Annotated in this window: 13 protein-coding genes; 6 read left to right on the forward strand and 7 right to left on the reverse strand. The window is 71.3% G+C overall.

The window, feature by feature from the left end; all coding sequences use genetic code 11:
* Window positions 1-35 precede the first annotated feature (35 nt).
* Window positions 36-638, forward strand: a complete 603-nt coding sequence (locus ABZS69_RS28120) for a hypothetical protein (RefSeq protein ID WP_355377775.1) — start codon at window positions 36-38, stop codon at window positions 636-638.
* Window positions 635-1,216, forward strand: a complete 582-nt coding sequence (locus ABZS69_RS28125) for a DUF6262 family protein (protein ID WP_355377777.1) — start codon at window positions 635-637, stop codon at window positions 1,214-1,216. The genes ABZS69_RS28120 and ABZS69_RS28125 overlap by 4 nt, the downstream gene beginning before the upstream one ends.
* A gap of 114 nt (window positions 1,217-1,330) precedes the next feature.
* Here the strand turns inward: ABZS69_RS28125 and ABZS69_RS28130 are convergent, their stop codons facing one another.
* The 4 genes from ABZS69_RS28130 to ABZS69_RS28145 form a co-directional block, all read right to left on the reverse strand.
* Window positions 1,331-4,525 (reverse strand): BTAD domain-containing putative transcriptional regulator, encoded by a 3,195-nt coding sequence (locus ABZS69_RS28130; protein WP_355377779.1) that lies wholly within the window; start codon window positions 4,523-4,525, stop codon window positions 1,331-1,333.
* Between the two features lie 216 nt (window positions 4,526-4,741).
* Window positions 4,742-4,933 carry a hypothetical protein gene (locus ABZS69_RS28135; RefSeq protein WP_355377780.1) on the reverse strand — a complete coding sequence of 64 codons (192 nt, stop codon included), beginning with the start codon at window positions 4,931-4,933 and terminating at the stop codon, window positions 4,742-4,744.
* A 201-nt stretch (window positions 4,934-5,134) separates the two neighbouring features.
* The gene (locus ABZS69_RS28140) at window positions 5,135-5,800 is read right to left on the reverse strand and encodes a DUF4097 family beta strand repeat-containing protein (RefSeq protein WP_355377802.1); all 666 of its coding nucleotides are present in this window, start codon (window positions 5,798-5,800) and stop codon (window positions 5,135-5,137) included.
* A gap of 513 nt (window positions 5,801-6,313) precedes the next feature.
* Window positions 6,314-7,162, reverse strand: coding sequence for an enoyl-CoA hydratase/isomerase family protein (locus ABZS69_RS28145; RefSeq protein WP_355377782.1), 849 nt, complete (start codon window positions 7,160-7,162; stop codon window positions 6,314-6,316).
* 213 nt (window positions 7,163-7,375) lie between these two features.
* Here ABZS69_RS28145 and ABZS69_RS28150 point away from each other — a divergent pair, with 213 nt between their 5' ends.
* The gene (locus tag ABZS69_RS28150) at window positions 7,376-7,666 is read left to right on the forward strand and encodes an ATP-binding protein (protein WP_355377784.1); all 291 of its coding nucleotides are present in this window, start codon (window positions 7,376-7,378) and stop codon (window positions 7,664-7,666) included.
* 98 nt (window positions 7,667-7,764) lie between these two features.
* Window positions 7,765-9,219 carry a PucR family transcriptional regulator ligand-binding domain-containing protein gene (locus ABZS69_RS28155; RefSeq protein ID WP_355377786.1) on the forward strand — a complete coding sequence of 485 codons (1,455 nt, stop codon included), beginning with the start codon at window positions 7,765-7,767 and terminating at the stop codon, window positions 9,217-9,219.
* A 22-nt stretch (window positions 9,220-9,241) separates the two neighbouring features.
* On the opposite strand, the gene ABZS69_RS28160 is transcribed toward ABZS69_RS28155, so the two are convergent.
* The 3 genes from ABZS69_RS28160 to ABZS69_RS28170 form a co-directional block, all read right to left on the reverse strand.
* Window positions 9,242-10,720, reverse strand: a complete 1,479-nt coding sequence (locus tag ABZS69_RS28160; protein WP_355377788.1) for an SDR family oxidoreductase — start codon at window positions 10,718-10,720, stop codon at window positions 9,242-9,244.
* A gap of 151 nt (window positions 10,721-10,871) precedes the next feature.
* On the reverse strand, window positions 10,872-11,072 hold the full coding sequence (locus ABZS69_RS28165) for a ferredoxin (RefSeq protein WP_355377789.1): 201 nt from the start codon (window positions 11,070-11,072) through the stop codon (window positions 10,872-10,874).
* 15 nt (window positions 11,073-11,087) lie between these two features.
* Entirely contained in the window at window positions 11,088-12,302 is a 1,215-nt protein-coding gene (locus tag ABZS69_RS28170) for a cytochrome P450 (protein WP_355377791.1), read from the reverse strand.
* A 175-nt stretch (window positions 12,303-12,477) separates the two neighbouring features.
* Between ABZS69_RS28170 and ABZS69_RS28175 the strand changes: the two genes are divergently transcribed.
* Window positions 12,478-13,044, forward strand: coding sequence for a helix-turn-helix domain-containing protein (locus ABZS69_RS28175; RefSeq protein WP_355377794.1), 567 nt, complete (start codon window positions 12,478-12,480; stop codon window positions 13,042-13,044).
* A gap of 62 nt (window positions 13,045-13,106) precedes the next feature.
* Window positions 13,107-13,973, forward strand: coding sequence for an alpha/beta hydrolase (locus tag ABZS69_RS28180; protein ID WP_355377796.1), 867 nt, complete (start codon window positions 13,107-13,109; stop codon window positions 13,971-13,973).
* The last annotated feature ends 156 nt before the right edge of the window (window positions 13,974-14,129 follow it).

Raw genomic sequence — 14,129 nt, forward strand, 5'->3', positions numbered from 1 at the left:
TGCCCCATGACCGGGCGGAGATCACCGTGTACGGAGTGAGGCACTCCTACGCACAACGGCACGCCGACGCCGGCGTGCCGGTGGACCATCTGCGCGAATTGCTGGATCACCGCGAAATCGGCACCACGATGGGCTACTTCAAGGTCTCCGTGGAGCGCAAACGCCACGCCGTCGAGACGGTCGCCCGGCTGACCATCGACCGGCATGGCAACCCCCGCGGCTACAGCGACGCGCTGGCCCATGAGGGCCAGACCGTCGCCGTCGCCTACGGCGGATACAGCGAACCCAGCAATGTCAAAGCCGGCGGACAGCACTGCCGTATCCGCTTCCAGCGCGCCGGCTGCGACTTCTATCGCCCTGACCCTTCCTATCTGCCGGCGCTGGAACAGCAGGTTGCCGAGCTGCGGGCCGACAAGGAAGCAGCCCTCGCCATGGGCGCGGCCGACTGGGTCATCCGCAACTTCGACGACCAAATCACCGCTTATGCCAAGACGCTGAACCAGATGCGGCGCACCCTGGACGAGCTGCCCGAACAGGAGAGGGCAGCCGTTGAAGACGCGGCCCGAGAACTACGCAAGGCGCGCTCAGCCGCCGCCTTTATCTCGGTGGACGGGCTGACGATCCGGGGGCGCACGTGAACGGAGCTGACTCCTCCCGCGACGCGCGCGTGGCCCGCCTCCGCCAGGCCCGCCAGGCGGACAGCGCCGCCAAGGCGGCCCGCACGAAAGGAGCCGTCCGCGATCTCCTTAACGCCGGGCAACGCATCTCCTTCGCCGGGGTGGCACGAAAAGCCGACGTGTCGACCTGGTTCGTCTACAACACCGCCGCTCTCAGAGCCGCGATCCGGCAGGCGATGAGTGAGCAGGCCCAGCATGGTGTGCAAGCAGCCGCGGTCCCCCGGCCCGCGCGAGCCACCCCTGCCAGCCTGCACACCGACCTTGCGACAGCACGCGAAGAAATCCAGGAACTGAAACGAGAGCGCGATGCCTTGAAGCACCGCCTTCGGTTTGCTCTGGGCGCGGAAATCGACAATGCGGTCCAGCCTGGACTCGTCCAGAGAGTGCAGGACCTGGAACGTCACACGCAGGCCTTGACCCGAGACCTCGCCGAGGCGCGTACCCAAGCTGCGCGCCTCACCGAACAACAGCAGGAATCTGACGAGACCATCGCCTCACTCCGGCTCGCCCTGCGCGAGGCGATGCGTACCGTCCCATGAGCTCCCCGACCCTGCCCCGACCGCAGCGCAGGTCAGCGGCTCCAGCACCGCCCACTGGGCGTCGGTCAGGTCGTGCCGCCTCGTCACCGGCTCAGCCCACCGTCCAGCGCGCGGTCAAATGTCCGGCGATTCCTGGTCGACTTCGGCGAGGAACCGCTCGGAGCGGCGCGCGAAGAGGTGGGCCCCGCGTTCGTCCGATCGGGTGCGGGCTGCTTCGGCGGCGGCTCGCACGACGTCGACGGGTTCGCCGCGGACCTGCAGCAGGCGCGCGCGCAGCAACAGCAGGAGCCCTTCGGCGAAACGTTGGCCGTAGGCCGTGACGGCCTGGTCGGCTCGGTCGAGGGCGGTTGCGGCCGCGTCGGGCATGTCGGCGGCCAGCCACATCTCGGCGATCAGCCCGTAGTGGTACGCGACGCCCCATCGCGGCGGGTCGAGGAGGGTCGCGGCCAGGAGTTGTTCGGCCTCTGCCGCCTTACCGGCCGGGTCGTCGCCGGTGAGTGCACACGCCCAGAGCCAGTCCAGCCAGATGTAGTGCTCCTGCGCGACGCCGGAGCGCTCGGCGCCGGCCGCGATCCACCGCTCGGCCGCCCACATCACCCATGGCGCGTCACCGGCCATCGAGGCCGCCATGGTGTGGTAATAGGCCCAGACCGACATCGCATACAGGTCTTCGTCGGCTTGGTACGCCTTGTCGATCGCGGACCGTGCCGTCTCGACATCGCCGTGCAACGCGGTGATCACGGCCAGCCACCCGATCCATTCGTTCGGCACCTTCCACGGTCCGAGGTCGCCGGCACGGTGGTGTGCGCCGGTGCGGCCTTGCGCGCTGAGGTAACGGTACGCCTCGCCGATGTTGCCGATGTCCCACTGGTACAGGCCCCAGGCCTGCCGACCGTACGCCTGGATGATCGGGTCGGCGGACGCCTGTCCTTGCTCGTACAGTCGGCGAGCCCACCTCCCACGGTCCTTCTCGATCGAGGTGTAGGCCCCGACCAGCCGGGTGAACAGGAAGTCGACGGCCTCCGTCTCGTGGCCGAGCATGCGGGCCAGGTACTCGGCCCGCTCCAGCAGGTCGAACGTCGAGCCGCCGTATCCCGCGTACCTCCTGGCGACAAGGGTGAGCAGTGACAGGACCGACAGCTCCAGGTCCCGCAGGCCGGCCGTGCGCGCGATCTGGGCGGCCGATTCCAGGTGCCGACCGGCGGCCGCGAACGCGAGCTTGGTCGCCGCACGGCGGCCGGCGCGGGCCAGTGCCTGCGCGGTGCGAGCCGGGTCGGCGAGCGGACCGGCGGCCCAGAGGTGGTAGGCGAGGCGTTCGGCGACAGACTCGTCGTCCACATGGGTGCGTTCGAGGGCGTCGGCAACGCGCAGATGCAGCCGGACGGCCTGCTGCCGCGTCGTGGTCTCGGTGACCGATTCGCGGACCAGGTCGTGCGCGAACCGTAGCGAGTGCGGGCTTTCCGGCTTGGTTTCCAGCAGACCGAGCGCCTGCAGCGGTTCGAGGCGTTCGAGGCAGTCCGCGACGTCGACGCCGGCTGCGCCGGCGAGCAGGGCGAGGTCCACGTCGCGGCCGATCAGCGCGGCGACATGCAGCAGGTCGCGAGCGCTGTCGTCGAGACCGGCCATCCGGTCGCGGACCACGTCTCGTACGGTGGCCGGTACCCCGGCCGGCACCGCCGCCTCGCCGTCGCGCAGCGAGCCGCCGTCGCTCAGGAGCCGGGACAGCTCCCGGACGAAGAACGGATTGCCGGTCGTACGGGTGTGGATGCCGCGGGCGACATCAGCGCCCGGCTCCTGGCCGATTTCGCGGCGGATGAGCTCGGTCACCTCGGTCAAGCCGAGCGGGCCGAGCCGGATCCTGCGGTGATCCGGCAGCCGACTGACCGCGGCCAGGACCCGCGACAGGTCAGAGCCGGGCACGGGTGCGCGGTCACGGAGCGCGCCGATGATCGCCGTGCCGGCGGGTAGCCGGGCCGCGAGGTGGCCGAACAGCTGGAGCGAGGCGGTGTCAGCCCATTGGAGATCATCGAGGATCAGCAGCGTGGGCCGTTGCGCCGAGGCCTGCCCGACTACGGTGACGACCTGTTCGAGCAGGCGGAACTGGGCGCCGCTGTCAGGAACCGTAGGCGCGGCCGCGGTGTCGTTTCGCGGTTCGAGGAGGCCGCCGAGATCACTGGCGAGCCATTTCTCCCGCGACGGCGCCGGCAGGCTGTCGAGGATCGGACGGAGCACCTGCTCCCACAGCCACATCGACGGCGTTCCATCACCTTCCAAGCAGGAACCCCAGACCACGAACGGGCCGAGCCGGCTCGCCTCGGCGGCGGTCTCCTGCAGCAGGCGGGTCTTGCCCACGCCCGGTTCGCCTTCGACGATGGCGAGCGCCGAGCGGCCGGTGAGTGCCGCCTCGATGGCCTGCCGCAGCACGCCGAGTTCCTCGCCCCGGCCGACCAGCCCGGACTCCTGCCTCGCCGGCGCGTCCTCACCCTCACGTGGTGTGCCTGTCACCATCGGCACGTGGTCGCCCTCACATGGCGCGCCCGTCACCACCAGCGCCGGCGGGGTCTGTGTCAGCACGCGCAGGTGCGCCTCCTGCAGCGCCGGGCCGGGGTCGATGCCGAGTTCCTCGGCGAGGCGGTCACGGATCGCATGGAACGCCGACAGCGCCTCCGCCTGTCGTCCCGCGGCGCCGAGTGTGGTGATGAGGCCGGCATGCACAGGTTCATGAAACGGTGCCATCGACGCCGCCAGCCGCAACGGCGGGATCAGTTGCTCCGGACGGCCCAACGACACGGCCAGGTCGGCCGCCGCCGCGCAGGCGGCGTGGAACTCGTCGTCGAGGGCGTTCAGGATCGACGTCGCGCTCGATCCGAAGGACAGTCCGTCCCCCGCGGGGCCCCGCCAGAGGCCGAGTGCCTTGACGTAGTGGTCGAGCGCCACTTCGCGAGCCTGCTGGGCCAGGGCGGCATGGGCGGCTTCGAGAAGCTTTCTGAACGCGACGAGGTCCAGCGTGTCGGAACCGGCGCTGAACACGTACGCGTTGCCTCGAAGGTGCAGGTAGGTACCGGCCGCGCGGGCGGGGACCGCGGGTTCGAGCACCCGCCGTAATGCCCCGACGTACTTCTGAATGAGGTTGAGCGCGCTGGTTGGGGTGTTGTCGGCCCAGATCAGGTCGATCAATTCCCTCGTGCTGATCGGATGGCCCACCCGCGCCAGCAGCAGGGCCAACAACTGCGCCTGCTGCCGGGGGCCCACGTCCAATTCGGCGCCATCGCGCCACAGCCGCAACGGGCCGAGTACCTGCAGCCGCACCGAACCGGTGTCAGAAGACGGGGCGGCAGGGGCCCGGCTCGGTGAGTTGGGCAGGACCACGCCGTTCGACCCCCGGATGGACGATGGATCATTCATTATGGGCCGCTGTCCCGGCCGGGTCCAGCCCGGTCCCACGGCCGCGACGGCCTCCATCGAGGCGACCGTCAGCCGGTCTCCTCCAGCGGAGCGCGCCCGACGGGATCGGGCGCCCGGACGTCACGGCGAGTGATCAGCCGCCCGAACCCGGACGCCGTGAAGAAACATAGCCTCCCGCCGCTCGGCGGCCACCGGCAGCATGGCGACCGTGTCGGCCGGCAGCGGTCCTTCCACATGCTGCGCCGCCGTCTTGAGCGTGTTCCGGACAGGGCTCGCGGCCGCGAGATCGGGGGTGGCCGCCATCAGGGTCATGCCGGCCGGTAGGGCCGTGCTGGTTAATGTAGTGATCTTTGTGAGGGTGACTCTCTGTCGGCGTGGTGACCGTTCGGTTTCCCTGGGTTCTCCGGACCACGAACCCGAGTGGAGGGCCTGGAACGGCCCCGGTCCGCATGGACCGACCGGGGCCGTTCGTCGTCGACGGGCTTGGTCTGCCTCTCCTTGGGAGGCTGCGGGTCACAGGCTGCGGGCGGTGATGTCGCCGTTGGAGGTGGTGGCGTGGATGTCGAGTTCGGCGGTGCCGTCGTTCTTGAGGGCGTTGGCGATGCGGCCGTAGGTGGTGCCGGCGTCCAGGGCGGCCGAGACGCCGGCGGCGGCGGCGATCGAGATGTTGCCGGACTGGGTGCGGAGCACGACCTTGCCGCCGGTGGCCTCGGCGATGCGGATGTCGCCCCGTGCGGTGCTGATCTCCGCCGGGCCGCCCAGGCGGCCGACCTCGACGTCGCCGTCGGTCGCGGTCAGGCGCAGGCTTGCGGTCTCGTCGAGCGTGATCTGGCGGTACGCGCCGTCGAAGGCGACGTCGCCGAGGCGGCCGACCGTCCGGAGTTCGGCGGCGGCCGTCTTCGCCTCGATGCGGGAGCCGGCGGGCAGCTTGACGGTCACGTCGATGGATCCGGACGGGCCGAGGTGCTGGTTCTTCGCCACAGCGGTCTCGATCCGCAGGACGCCGTCGGCGTATGCGACCGAGGTCTCCTCGGCCGCCTTCACGTCGCGGCTCTTGGAGGCGTTCGTGGGCCGGACCTCGACCGTGGTGTCGGCCTGGTCGGCGGCGATGAACTGGACGCGTCCCGCGGGGATGTCAAGGACGGCGGCGATCGGGGCGGGGGTGTCGAACTTCTGCATCATGTGCTCCTTGTGCGGTGTTCTTTCGATGCCCCTACGATCGCCGACCGCTCTGATACCGGGCCGTCGCCGTCCTGACACCGTCGCTGACATGCAGCGCAGGATGGCCCGGGTCGGGCCTCTTGCGTTCAGGGCAAGGTCGGTACCTGGCCCTCGCCAGTGGTGCCGGGGTGGCCGACCATCACCGGCATCACGTACCGAACCCACGCCGTCTTCTTCTTCGCCATGCCGCGATGATGCTTGGGAGCTCCTGGGGCAGGTTCGGATGCCTCGGCATGGAGAGGGCCTCCCGTGCGCGTCCAGCACGGGAGGTGCCGCCGGGGTTCTCGCGTGCCGCCCCCGGATCGGCGTCACGCGACGCGCCGCATGCGGACACCTCTGGACACGGCCGGGAGAAGGGACGCAGGCCAGGTCTCTGGGCAACGTCCTCAGGTGGTTGAGCAATGATCACCGACGGCGCAGATACACGTTCCAACGGAAACCAGCGGCAGTGGGGCGATCTTGAAGGGCCGTCTACTCCTCGTCGGAGCCGGGGCGGTACGGGAACCGCGTCACCCAATGCGGGAGGTCGCGTTCGACGTCACTGCGCTGCTGAAGTCCCGCCTCGAACAGGTGCCTCGCGATGTGCTGCTGGGCCGGGCGGTTCACCGCGGCCCAGAAGGCATTCATCTGGTCCTGGTACTCGGCCTCGGATCGCTGCGTGGCGAGGTTGACGAAGTGCTTGATGTCCCTGATCGTCTGCAGGTCGAAGGAGGCGACGCGGGACGCGAACGCGTCGACGAAGCCGTCCAGGTCGTCGTCGGGCAGGGCCCGATTCACGTACCCGTACATTTCGGCGAGTGCTCCGTCGTAGTCGAGCCCGCCGAAGAGGATCTCGAAGGTCCGGCCCCGCCCGACCAGACCGGGCAGACGTGAGGCGGGTCCGCCACCCGGGATGGCGGCCATGCCGATCTCGAACTGACCGACGACGGCCCTCTCGCGGCTGGCGAAGCGGATGTCGGTGGCGAGGAGGAATTCGCTCCCCGCACCGCGTGCCCTGCCCCTGATGGAGGAGACGGTCGCCACGGGGAGGGAGCTGAGACGGGCCAGCAGCGCCGTCCACGGGTGGACCTCCTCCGGATGGGCCAGGGCGTGCTCCACCTCGTCACTGTCGGACAGGTCGTAGTGGGCCAGGTAGAAGTCGGGATCGGCGCTGTCGAAGACGACGACCGCGAGACTCTCACTCGCCTCGGCGCGCGCGAACAGGGCATTCAACTCGCTCGTCATCGTCGCGTCGACGAGATTGACGGGAGGATTGTCGAACGTCACCCGCCACCAGGCGGCTGAGTGCTCGGTCAGGCTGAACCGGGTCGGTGAGTCCATGGACCTGACGCTAGGGTCTGACGACCGAATGGCGGCTCAGCCTCGCCCGGCAGAGAATTCAGCGTTGCCTATTCATTCTCAAAGGTCGCGGACCGGTGGCCGTTCCCCCGCCCGCAGGCGTCCGGACGGTGACCGGGCCCCGCTCCGGCGCCTCGTCCCGCATCGGGGAAGAGCGCACGGTCTCGATCGGCCTCCGACGAACTGTCGCAACGCGTGGCGTTCGTGCTGATCGGCACCTCCGGATTCGGGCCGGCGGCGCTGACCCTGCTGGCCGCCCACCTGATCCGGCACGCGTCGCTCGTCTTCGAGCGTTTCTACCGGCTGGACCACAGCCGCATGGACCACAGCCCCGAGGACGGCGCGCGCCGTGGTGGGGCGGGCCTCGGCCTGGCCATCGTGCGGGCGGTGGTGACCGCGCACGGCGGCGACGTCACTGCGACCGCCGTCCCCGGCGAGGGAACCACGTTCCGGGTACGCCTGCCGCTGCAGGTCGGGTGTCCGTGAACGGCGCGACAGCTTCAGGGGCACGGACGCAGGGTCGAAGCGTTCTCGGGGTCGGCGACGCTCGGGGCAGCACTGAAGACCCGCCGTATCCTTTGTGGGTGACCACAAAGGTGTCGGTGGAGGACCTGCTGCGCTCTCCCGCTCTCCAGCTGCGGCTGCTGGCCGGTGAGGCGGGGCTGGGGCGCTCGGTGTCGTGGGCGCACGTCAGCGAGCTCGACGACCCCACGCCCTGGCTGCTGGGCGCGGAGGTCATCATGACCACGGGGATCGCGATCCCGCGCCAGGCCGCCAGGCAGCGCGCCTACCTGGAACGGCTCGACGACGCGGGCGTGTCCGCGCTCGCCCTGTCGGCGCAGTTGCACGTGCCGCCGCTGCACGACGCGTTCTTCCAGGCCGCCGAGGAGCGGGGGATGCCCGTGCTGGAGGTGCCGCTGGCCGTGCCGTTCATCGCCATCGCCCAGGAGGTGGCCGCGGCCGTGCAGGAGGACGCCAGGCAGCGACTGGGCGCGCAGCTGCAGGTGTTCGGGGCGCTGCGCTGGCTGGCGGCCGAGGACCTCGACTCCGCCACGCTGTTCAAGCGGCTCGAACGGCTGTCCGGCTACGAGGTCTACCTGTGCACCCCGCAGGGGCGGCCGCTGCTGCCGGGGGTGCCGGTGCCCGACGTCTCGGTGCTGCCCTCCGAGCCGGAGGCGCCGCCCACCATTCCGGGGGGTTTCGTGCTGCCCGTGCCCGCGCCGGGCGGCCCGGCGGGTTTCCTCGTCGCCTTCGAGCGCCAGGGGGCCAGGCCCGCCGGCCTGGCCGTGGTGCAGCACATCGCCACGGTGGCCGCCCTGCAGGTGGCCATGGCCCGCAACGAGCGCGAGACGCTGCGCCGCCAGGGCGCCGAGACCCTGTCCGAGCTGCTCCAGGACGTCCTCGACCCGGCTTCGGCCCGGCGGCGCCTGGTCAGGATGGGCCTGCCCGTGGACGCGGAGCTGGCCCTCCTTGTGATCAGGAACGTGCCCGACGAGGCCATCCAGCGCGCGATCGACGACCAGCCGCACCTCATGCTCCGCCGGGGCGACGACCGCTACGTGCTCGGCCCGCCCGCCCTCGGCCCGGCGATCGCCGCGCTGCCGGGCGTCGCGGCGGGTATGAGCAGGTCGTTCCCGCCCGGGGAGTCCCTGCAGATCCCCAAGCGGGAGGCGGTCTGGGCGGCCTCATCGGCGGCTGAGTCGGGGCGCGCGCTGATCCACTACGGCGATGACACCACCGGCCGGTGGCTGCCCGACGACCCGGGGGCGCTCACCGCGCTGGTCGAGAACGTGCTCGGCAAGGCGCTCGCCTACGACTCCGCGCACGGTTCGCAGCTCCTGGCGTCCGTGCGCACCTGGATGGAGCGCGACCGGCGCACCGAGGACGCCGCGGCCGCGCTGCACATCCACCCCAACACGCTGGCGTACCGGCTGCGCAGGTTCGCCGAGCTGACGGGGCGCGACCTGACGTCCACGGCCGCGTTCGCCGAGGTCTGGCTGGCCCTGCGGGCCGGCCGCCAGCTCGGGCTCATGGACTGATCCCGGGCGGGCGCCGGCCACCTCATCCCGGGGTTCCCCGGCTGAGCTGCCGGGCCCGCGCCGCGGCCGCCACGTTGACGGGCATGCGCCCGAAGACCAGGCCGTGGAAGGGGTAGATCGCCCACCAGTAGAGGTGGCCGAGCAGACCGCGCGGGTGGAAGATCGCCCGCTGGCGGTAGTAGGTGCGGCCGTCGGAACGGGAGACGCCGAGCTCCAGCCAGGCCAGGCCCGGCAGCCGCATCTCGGCGCGCAGGCGCAGCAGGCGGCCGGGCAGCACCTCCTCCACCCGCCAGAAGTCAACGGCGTCCCCCACCCTCAGCCGGTGCTCGTCGCGCCGCCCGCGGCGCAGTCCCACGCCGCCGAACAGCCTGTCCAGCAGGCCGCGCAGGCGCCAGGCGACCGGCAGGGAGTACCAGCCGTTGCGGCCGCCGATGCCCTCGATCACCTGCCACAACGCCTCCGGGCCCGCGGCCACCCGGATCGCGCGGCAGTCGGTGTAGAGGCTGCCGCCCGCCCAGTCGGGGTCGGTCGGCAGCGGATCGCTGGGGGCGCCCGGCGTGGCGGCCGACGACCAGCGGGTGGCCACGTCCGCCTCCTTGATCTTCTTGAGCGCCAGCGACACGGCCTCGCGGAAACCGATCAGCCCCTCCTGGGGGTCGGGCACGTACCGGGCGATGTCGTGCTCGCCGCAGACCGCCTCGTTGCGCAGCGACTCGACCAGCGGGCGCGCGATCCCCGAGGGGACCGGGGTGACCAGGCCCACCCACAGGCTCGACAACCTCGGGGTCAGCACCCACACCGGAATGATCAGGCGGTGGGGCAGGCCGGCCACGGACGCGTACCCCTGCATCATCTCGCCGTAGGTCAGCACGTCCGGGCCGCCGACGTCGAACCCGCGGTTGACCTCGCCGGGCACCTCCGCCCAGGCGGTGAGGTACCGCAGCACGTCCCGCACGGCGATGGGCTGCGTACGGCTGCGCACCCAGCGGGGCGTCGTCATGACCGGCAGCCGTTCGGTGAGGTGGCGCAGCATCTCGAACGACGCCGAACCCGAGCCGATGATCACCGCGGCCCGCAGCACCACCGCGGGCACGCCCGACCCGAGGAAGATCTCACCCACCTCGGCCCTGGAGCGCAGGTGCGGCGAGAGCCGTTCGCCCGGGACCAGCCCGCCGAGGTAGACGATGCGGCGCACCCCGGCCTCCTCGGCCGCCGCCGCGAAGGTCCGGGCCGCCCTGCGGTCGTTCTCGGCGAACTGCCCCGACCCGCCCATCGCGTGGATCAGGTAGTAGGCCACGTCGACGCCCTCAAGGGCCGCCCGCGTCCGTCCGGGATCGGTGGCGTCGGCCTCGGTCACCTGCGTCCGCGCCACCCACGGCAGATCCCGCAGCCTGCCGGGCGAGCGCGCCATGCAGCGGACCTCGTGCCCGGCCGCGAGCAGCTCGGGGACCAGCCGGCCGCCGATGTAGCCGGTCGCCCCGGTGACCAGGCAACGCGCCATCTCCGTGCCTCCACAGCCGGTGACCCTCTTATGCCTGTTCCATCCGGCGTCGCGGGAAATCGGGAATCAGCGCAAAGATGACTTTGCCCGGCCTGTGCCTCGCGCGTCGAGCCCCTCTGACCGCGCCCGCCCGGGCGGGCGCGGTCAGGTTTCAGGCGTCCTCGACCACCTGGATGGCGGCCGCCGGGCAGACGGCGGCGGCCTCACGTACGGCGGCGTGCCGGTCCGCGGCGGGTTCGGCCTCCAGCAGGATGACGATGCCGTCGTCCTCGCGCTGGTCGAACACCTCCGGCGCGATCAGCACGCACTGGCCCGCGCCGCAGCACTTGTCCTCGTCCACGATGACTTTCATCCGAGTCTCCTCCCGCTACCAGCGAACCGGGACCTGACTCAGGCCGCCGACCACGAGGCCCTCCACCCGGTGCAGCTCCTCCACCGGCACGGCCAGCTCCAGGGTGGGCAGCTTGCGCAGCAGCACCTCCAGGACGACCTGCAGCTCGGTGCGGGCCAGGGACTGGCCCAGGCAGGAGTGGGCGCCGGAGCCGAAGGCCAGGTGCGGGTTCGGGCTGCGGGTCAGGTCCATCTCGGGGGCCGCCTCGAAGACGCTCTCGTCGCGGTTGGCGGCGGCCATGCTGCAGATCACCGTCGTGCCGCGGGGCAGCACCGTGCCGCTGACCTCGGTCTCCTCCTTCAGGTAGCGGGGCAGGCCGAAGCCGGAGTTGGCGTCGAAGCGCAGCACCTCCTCCACCGCCGTACGCACCAGCGACGGGTCGGCCAGCAGCCGCTCCCAGTGGGCGCGGTCGGCCAGCAGCATCCCCACCATCTTGCCGATCATGTTCGCGGTGGTCTCGTGCCCGGCGACGAGCAGCCCCATCCCGGTGGCCAGCAGCTCGACGTCGGTCAGGCCCTCGCCCTCGGCCGCGCTCGCCGCGATCAGCTCGCTGAGCAGGTCGTCGCCCGGCTCGGCCCGCTTGGCGGCCACGTGCTCGGACATGTACTGGATGAACTCGGCCTGAGAGGCGTCGGTCTCCGCCTGGGTGAACTTGGTCAGGTTGAGCAGGCTGTCCGACCAGTGGGCGAAGCGGTCCCGGTCGGAAGCGGGCACGCCGAGCAGGTCGCAGATCACGTACACGGGCAGCGGGAAGCCCAGGGACGCCTTGAGGTCACCCGGCGCGCCGCGCTCGACCATGTCGTCGATGAGCTGCTCGGCCATCGCCTCCATGGCGGGCCGCAGAGACGACATGCGCTTGGCGGTGAAGTACTTGCCGACCAGGCGCCGCCAGCGCTGGTGCGGCTCGCCGCTGTCCGGGATGACCGCCGCCATCTCGCTGCTGAACAGCCCGCCGTCCTCGTTGGCCGACAGCCGGGCCGCGTCGGGCGCGTTCAGCAGGCGGCTGAAGCGCGGGTCGGCCAGCACCTGCTTGACGTCCTCGTACCGGGTGAGCAGCGTGGCCTCGTCGCCGCTGGGCAGCGTCACCCGCGCGACCGGGCACTTCCCCCGCAGCTCCGCCCACTCGGCGGGCGGCTCCAGCGCCGCCTCACTTGGGATCGGGTAGCTCAGGACCTGCTCGCTCTGCGTCATGCGGTCTCTCCTCCGAAGGGTCTTTTCGCTGGTCAGGTGATGGGTGTCACCGCAGGCAGCAACCGGACTGTATCGTCCGGTTTAACCGTAGCCGCGCCTCCTGTGCGTGTCGAGCAGGCGCGACGGCCGTGGTCAGCGATACCGGACGATATCGTCCGGTTGATACCGTACTCCCATGCCCAACACGCGTCGACCCAACAGAGGCCCCAGCGCCGCCGCCGAGAACCGGGCGGCGCTGATCGCGGCGGCCCGCGAGCTGTTCGCCACCGACGGCTTCGACGCGCCGCTCACCTCGATCGCGAAGGCGGCCGGTGTCGGCCAGGGCAGCCTCTACCGGCACTTCCCCGACCGGGTCAGCCTCGCGCTGGCCGTGTTCGACGACGGCATCAGGGCGCTGGAGGCGCTGGCCGCCGACCCCGCCGCCACGCTCGACGACGTGCTGGAGCTGATGACCGAGCAGGCCATCGCCTCGACGGCGTTCATCGCGATGGTCAGCGCCACGGATCCGCGCATCATGCGCCTGCGCTACCAGGTGGAGGCGCTGCTGGAGGGCCCGCTGGCCAGGGCGTGGGAGGCCGGTCTCGTACGCGAGCAGGTCACCACCGAGGACCTGGTGACGGCCCTCGGCATGATCGCGGGGCTGCTCGCCAAGATCCCGGCGGACATGCGGCGCGAGACCGCCGACCGGGCGTGGCTGCTGCTCCGCAAGGGTTTGGAGCCTTCTGCGGCTCCAGGCCGATGAGTTTCGCCGCTCCCGGCGGTCTGGACTCTCAGAAGACGAGGAAGACGAGAAGGAGCGACCACATGACCGAGCTCAAGACCCACACCCTCGAGGTCCCCGGCTGCGTTCTGCACTACGACGTGCGGGAGGCCGCCGCGGGCACCGGGCCGATCCTGCTGATGATCGGCTCGCCGATGGGCGCCGACGGGTTCGTCACCCTGGCCGGGCACTTCCAGGATCGTACGCTGGTGACCTACGACCCGCGCGGCATCGGGCGGAGCACCCGCACCGACGGCGCCGCCGAGTCGACGCCCGACCTGCACGCCGACGACCTGCACCGGCTGATCGGCGCGCTCGGCGGCGGGCCGGTGGACATCTTCGCCAGCAGCGGCGGCGCCGTGAACGGGCTGGCGCTGGTCGCCCGGCATCCGGAGCAGGTGCGCACGCTCGTGGCCCACGAACCTCCGGCCGCCCAGACCCTCCCGGATCGGGAGCAGGCGCTGGCCGCGGTGGTGGACATCCGCGACACGTACGAGCGGGAGGGCGTCGGACCGGCGATGATGAAGTTCTTCGCGATCACCGGCCTGCGGGGAGAGGTCCCGGCCGACTTCGCCGATCAGCCCACGCAGGACCCCGCCGACTTCGGCCTGCCCACGCAGGACGACGGCTCCCGCGACGACCCGCTGCTCGGGCAGAACCTCATGACCTGCACGCACCACGTGCACGACTTCGACGCCCTGCGCGCCGCCTCGACCCGCATCGTCGTGGGCGTCGGGGCCGAATCGGAGGGCGAGCTGGCCCACCGCGCGGGCGTGGCGGTCGCCGAACGGCTCGGCACGAAGCCCGTCACCTTCCCCAGCCACCACGGCGGCTTCCTCGGTGACGAGTTCGGCATGCGGGGCGACCCGGACGCCTTCGCCGTCACCCTGCGCCAGACCCTGGCCGAGTAACCGACCTTGGTCCGGCCGCCCACGTGCGTGCGGCGTGACCCGCTAGCCCCGTTTTCCGCACATGAAGTTGTTTGAAGATCGCTGGGTTGCTGTGGTGATCGTCATCACGGTATGACCTGGCTGGTGAGACAGCGTGCGCAGTGGGGCCAGGCCAGT

Source organism: Nonomuraea sp. NPDC005650, from assembly GCF_040605375.1.
GTDB lineage: Bacteria > Actinomycetota > Actinomycetes > Streptosporangiales > Streptosporangiaceae > Nonomuraea.

Excerpts from the sequence above, each read along its gene's own strand:
- ABZS69_RS28180 (WP_355377796.1), top strand. The coding sequence starts at position 13,107 with ATGACCGAGCTCAAGACCCACACCCTCGAGGTCCCCGGCTGCGTTCTG.
- ABZS69_RS28145 (WP_355377782.1), bottom strand. The coding sequence starts at position 7,162 with ATGGACTCACCGACCCGGTTCAGCCTGACCGAGCACTCAGCCGCCTGG.
- ABZS69_RS28140 (WP_355377802.1), bottom strand. The coding sequence starts at position 5,800 with ATGCAGAAGTTCGACACCCCCGCCCCGATCGCCGCCGTCCTTGACATC.
- ABZS69_RS28135 (WP_355377780.1), bottom strand. The coding sequence starts at position 4,933 with ATGACCCTGATGGCGGCCACCCCCGATCTCGCGGCCGCGAGCCCTGTC.
- ABZS69_RS28160 (WP_355377788.1), bottom strand. The coding sequence starts at position 10,720 with ATGGCGCGTTGCCTGGTCACCGGGGCGACCGGCTACATCGGCGGCCGG.
- ABZS69_RS28175 (WP_355377794.1), top strand. The coding sequence starts at position 12,478 with ATGCCCAACACGCGTCGACCCAACAGAGGCCCCAGCGCCGCCGCCGAG.
- ABZS69_RS28165 (WP_355377789.1), bottom strand. The coding sequence starts at position 11,072 with ATGAAAGTCATCGTGGACGAGGACAAGTGCTGCGGCGCGGGCCAGTGC.
- ABZS69_RS28170 (WP_355377791.1), bottom strand. The coding sequence starts at position 12,302 with ATGACGCAGAGCGAGCAGGTCCTGAGCTACCCGATCCCAAGTGAGGCG.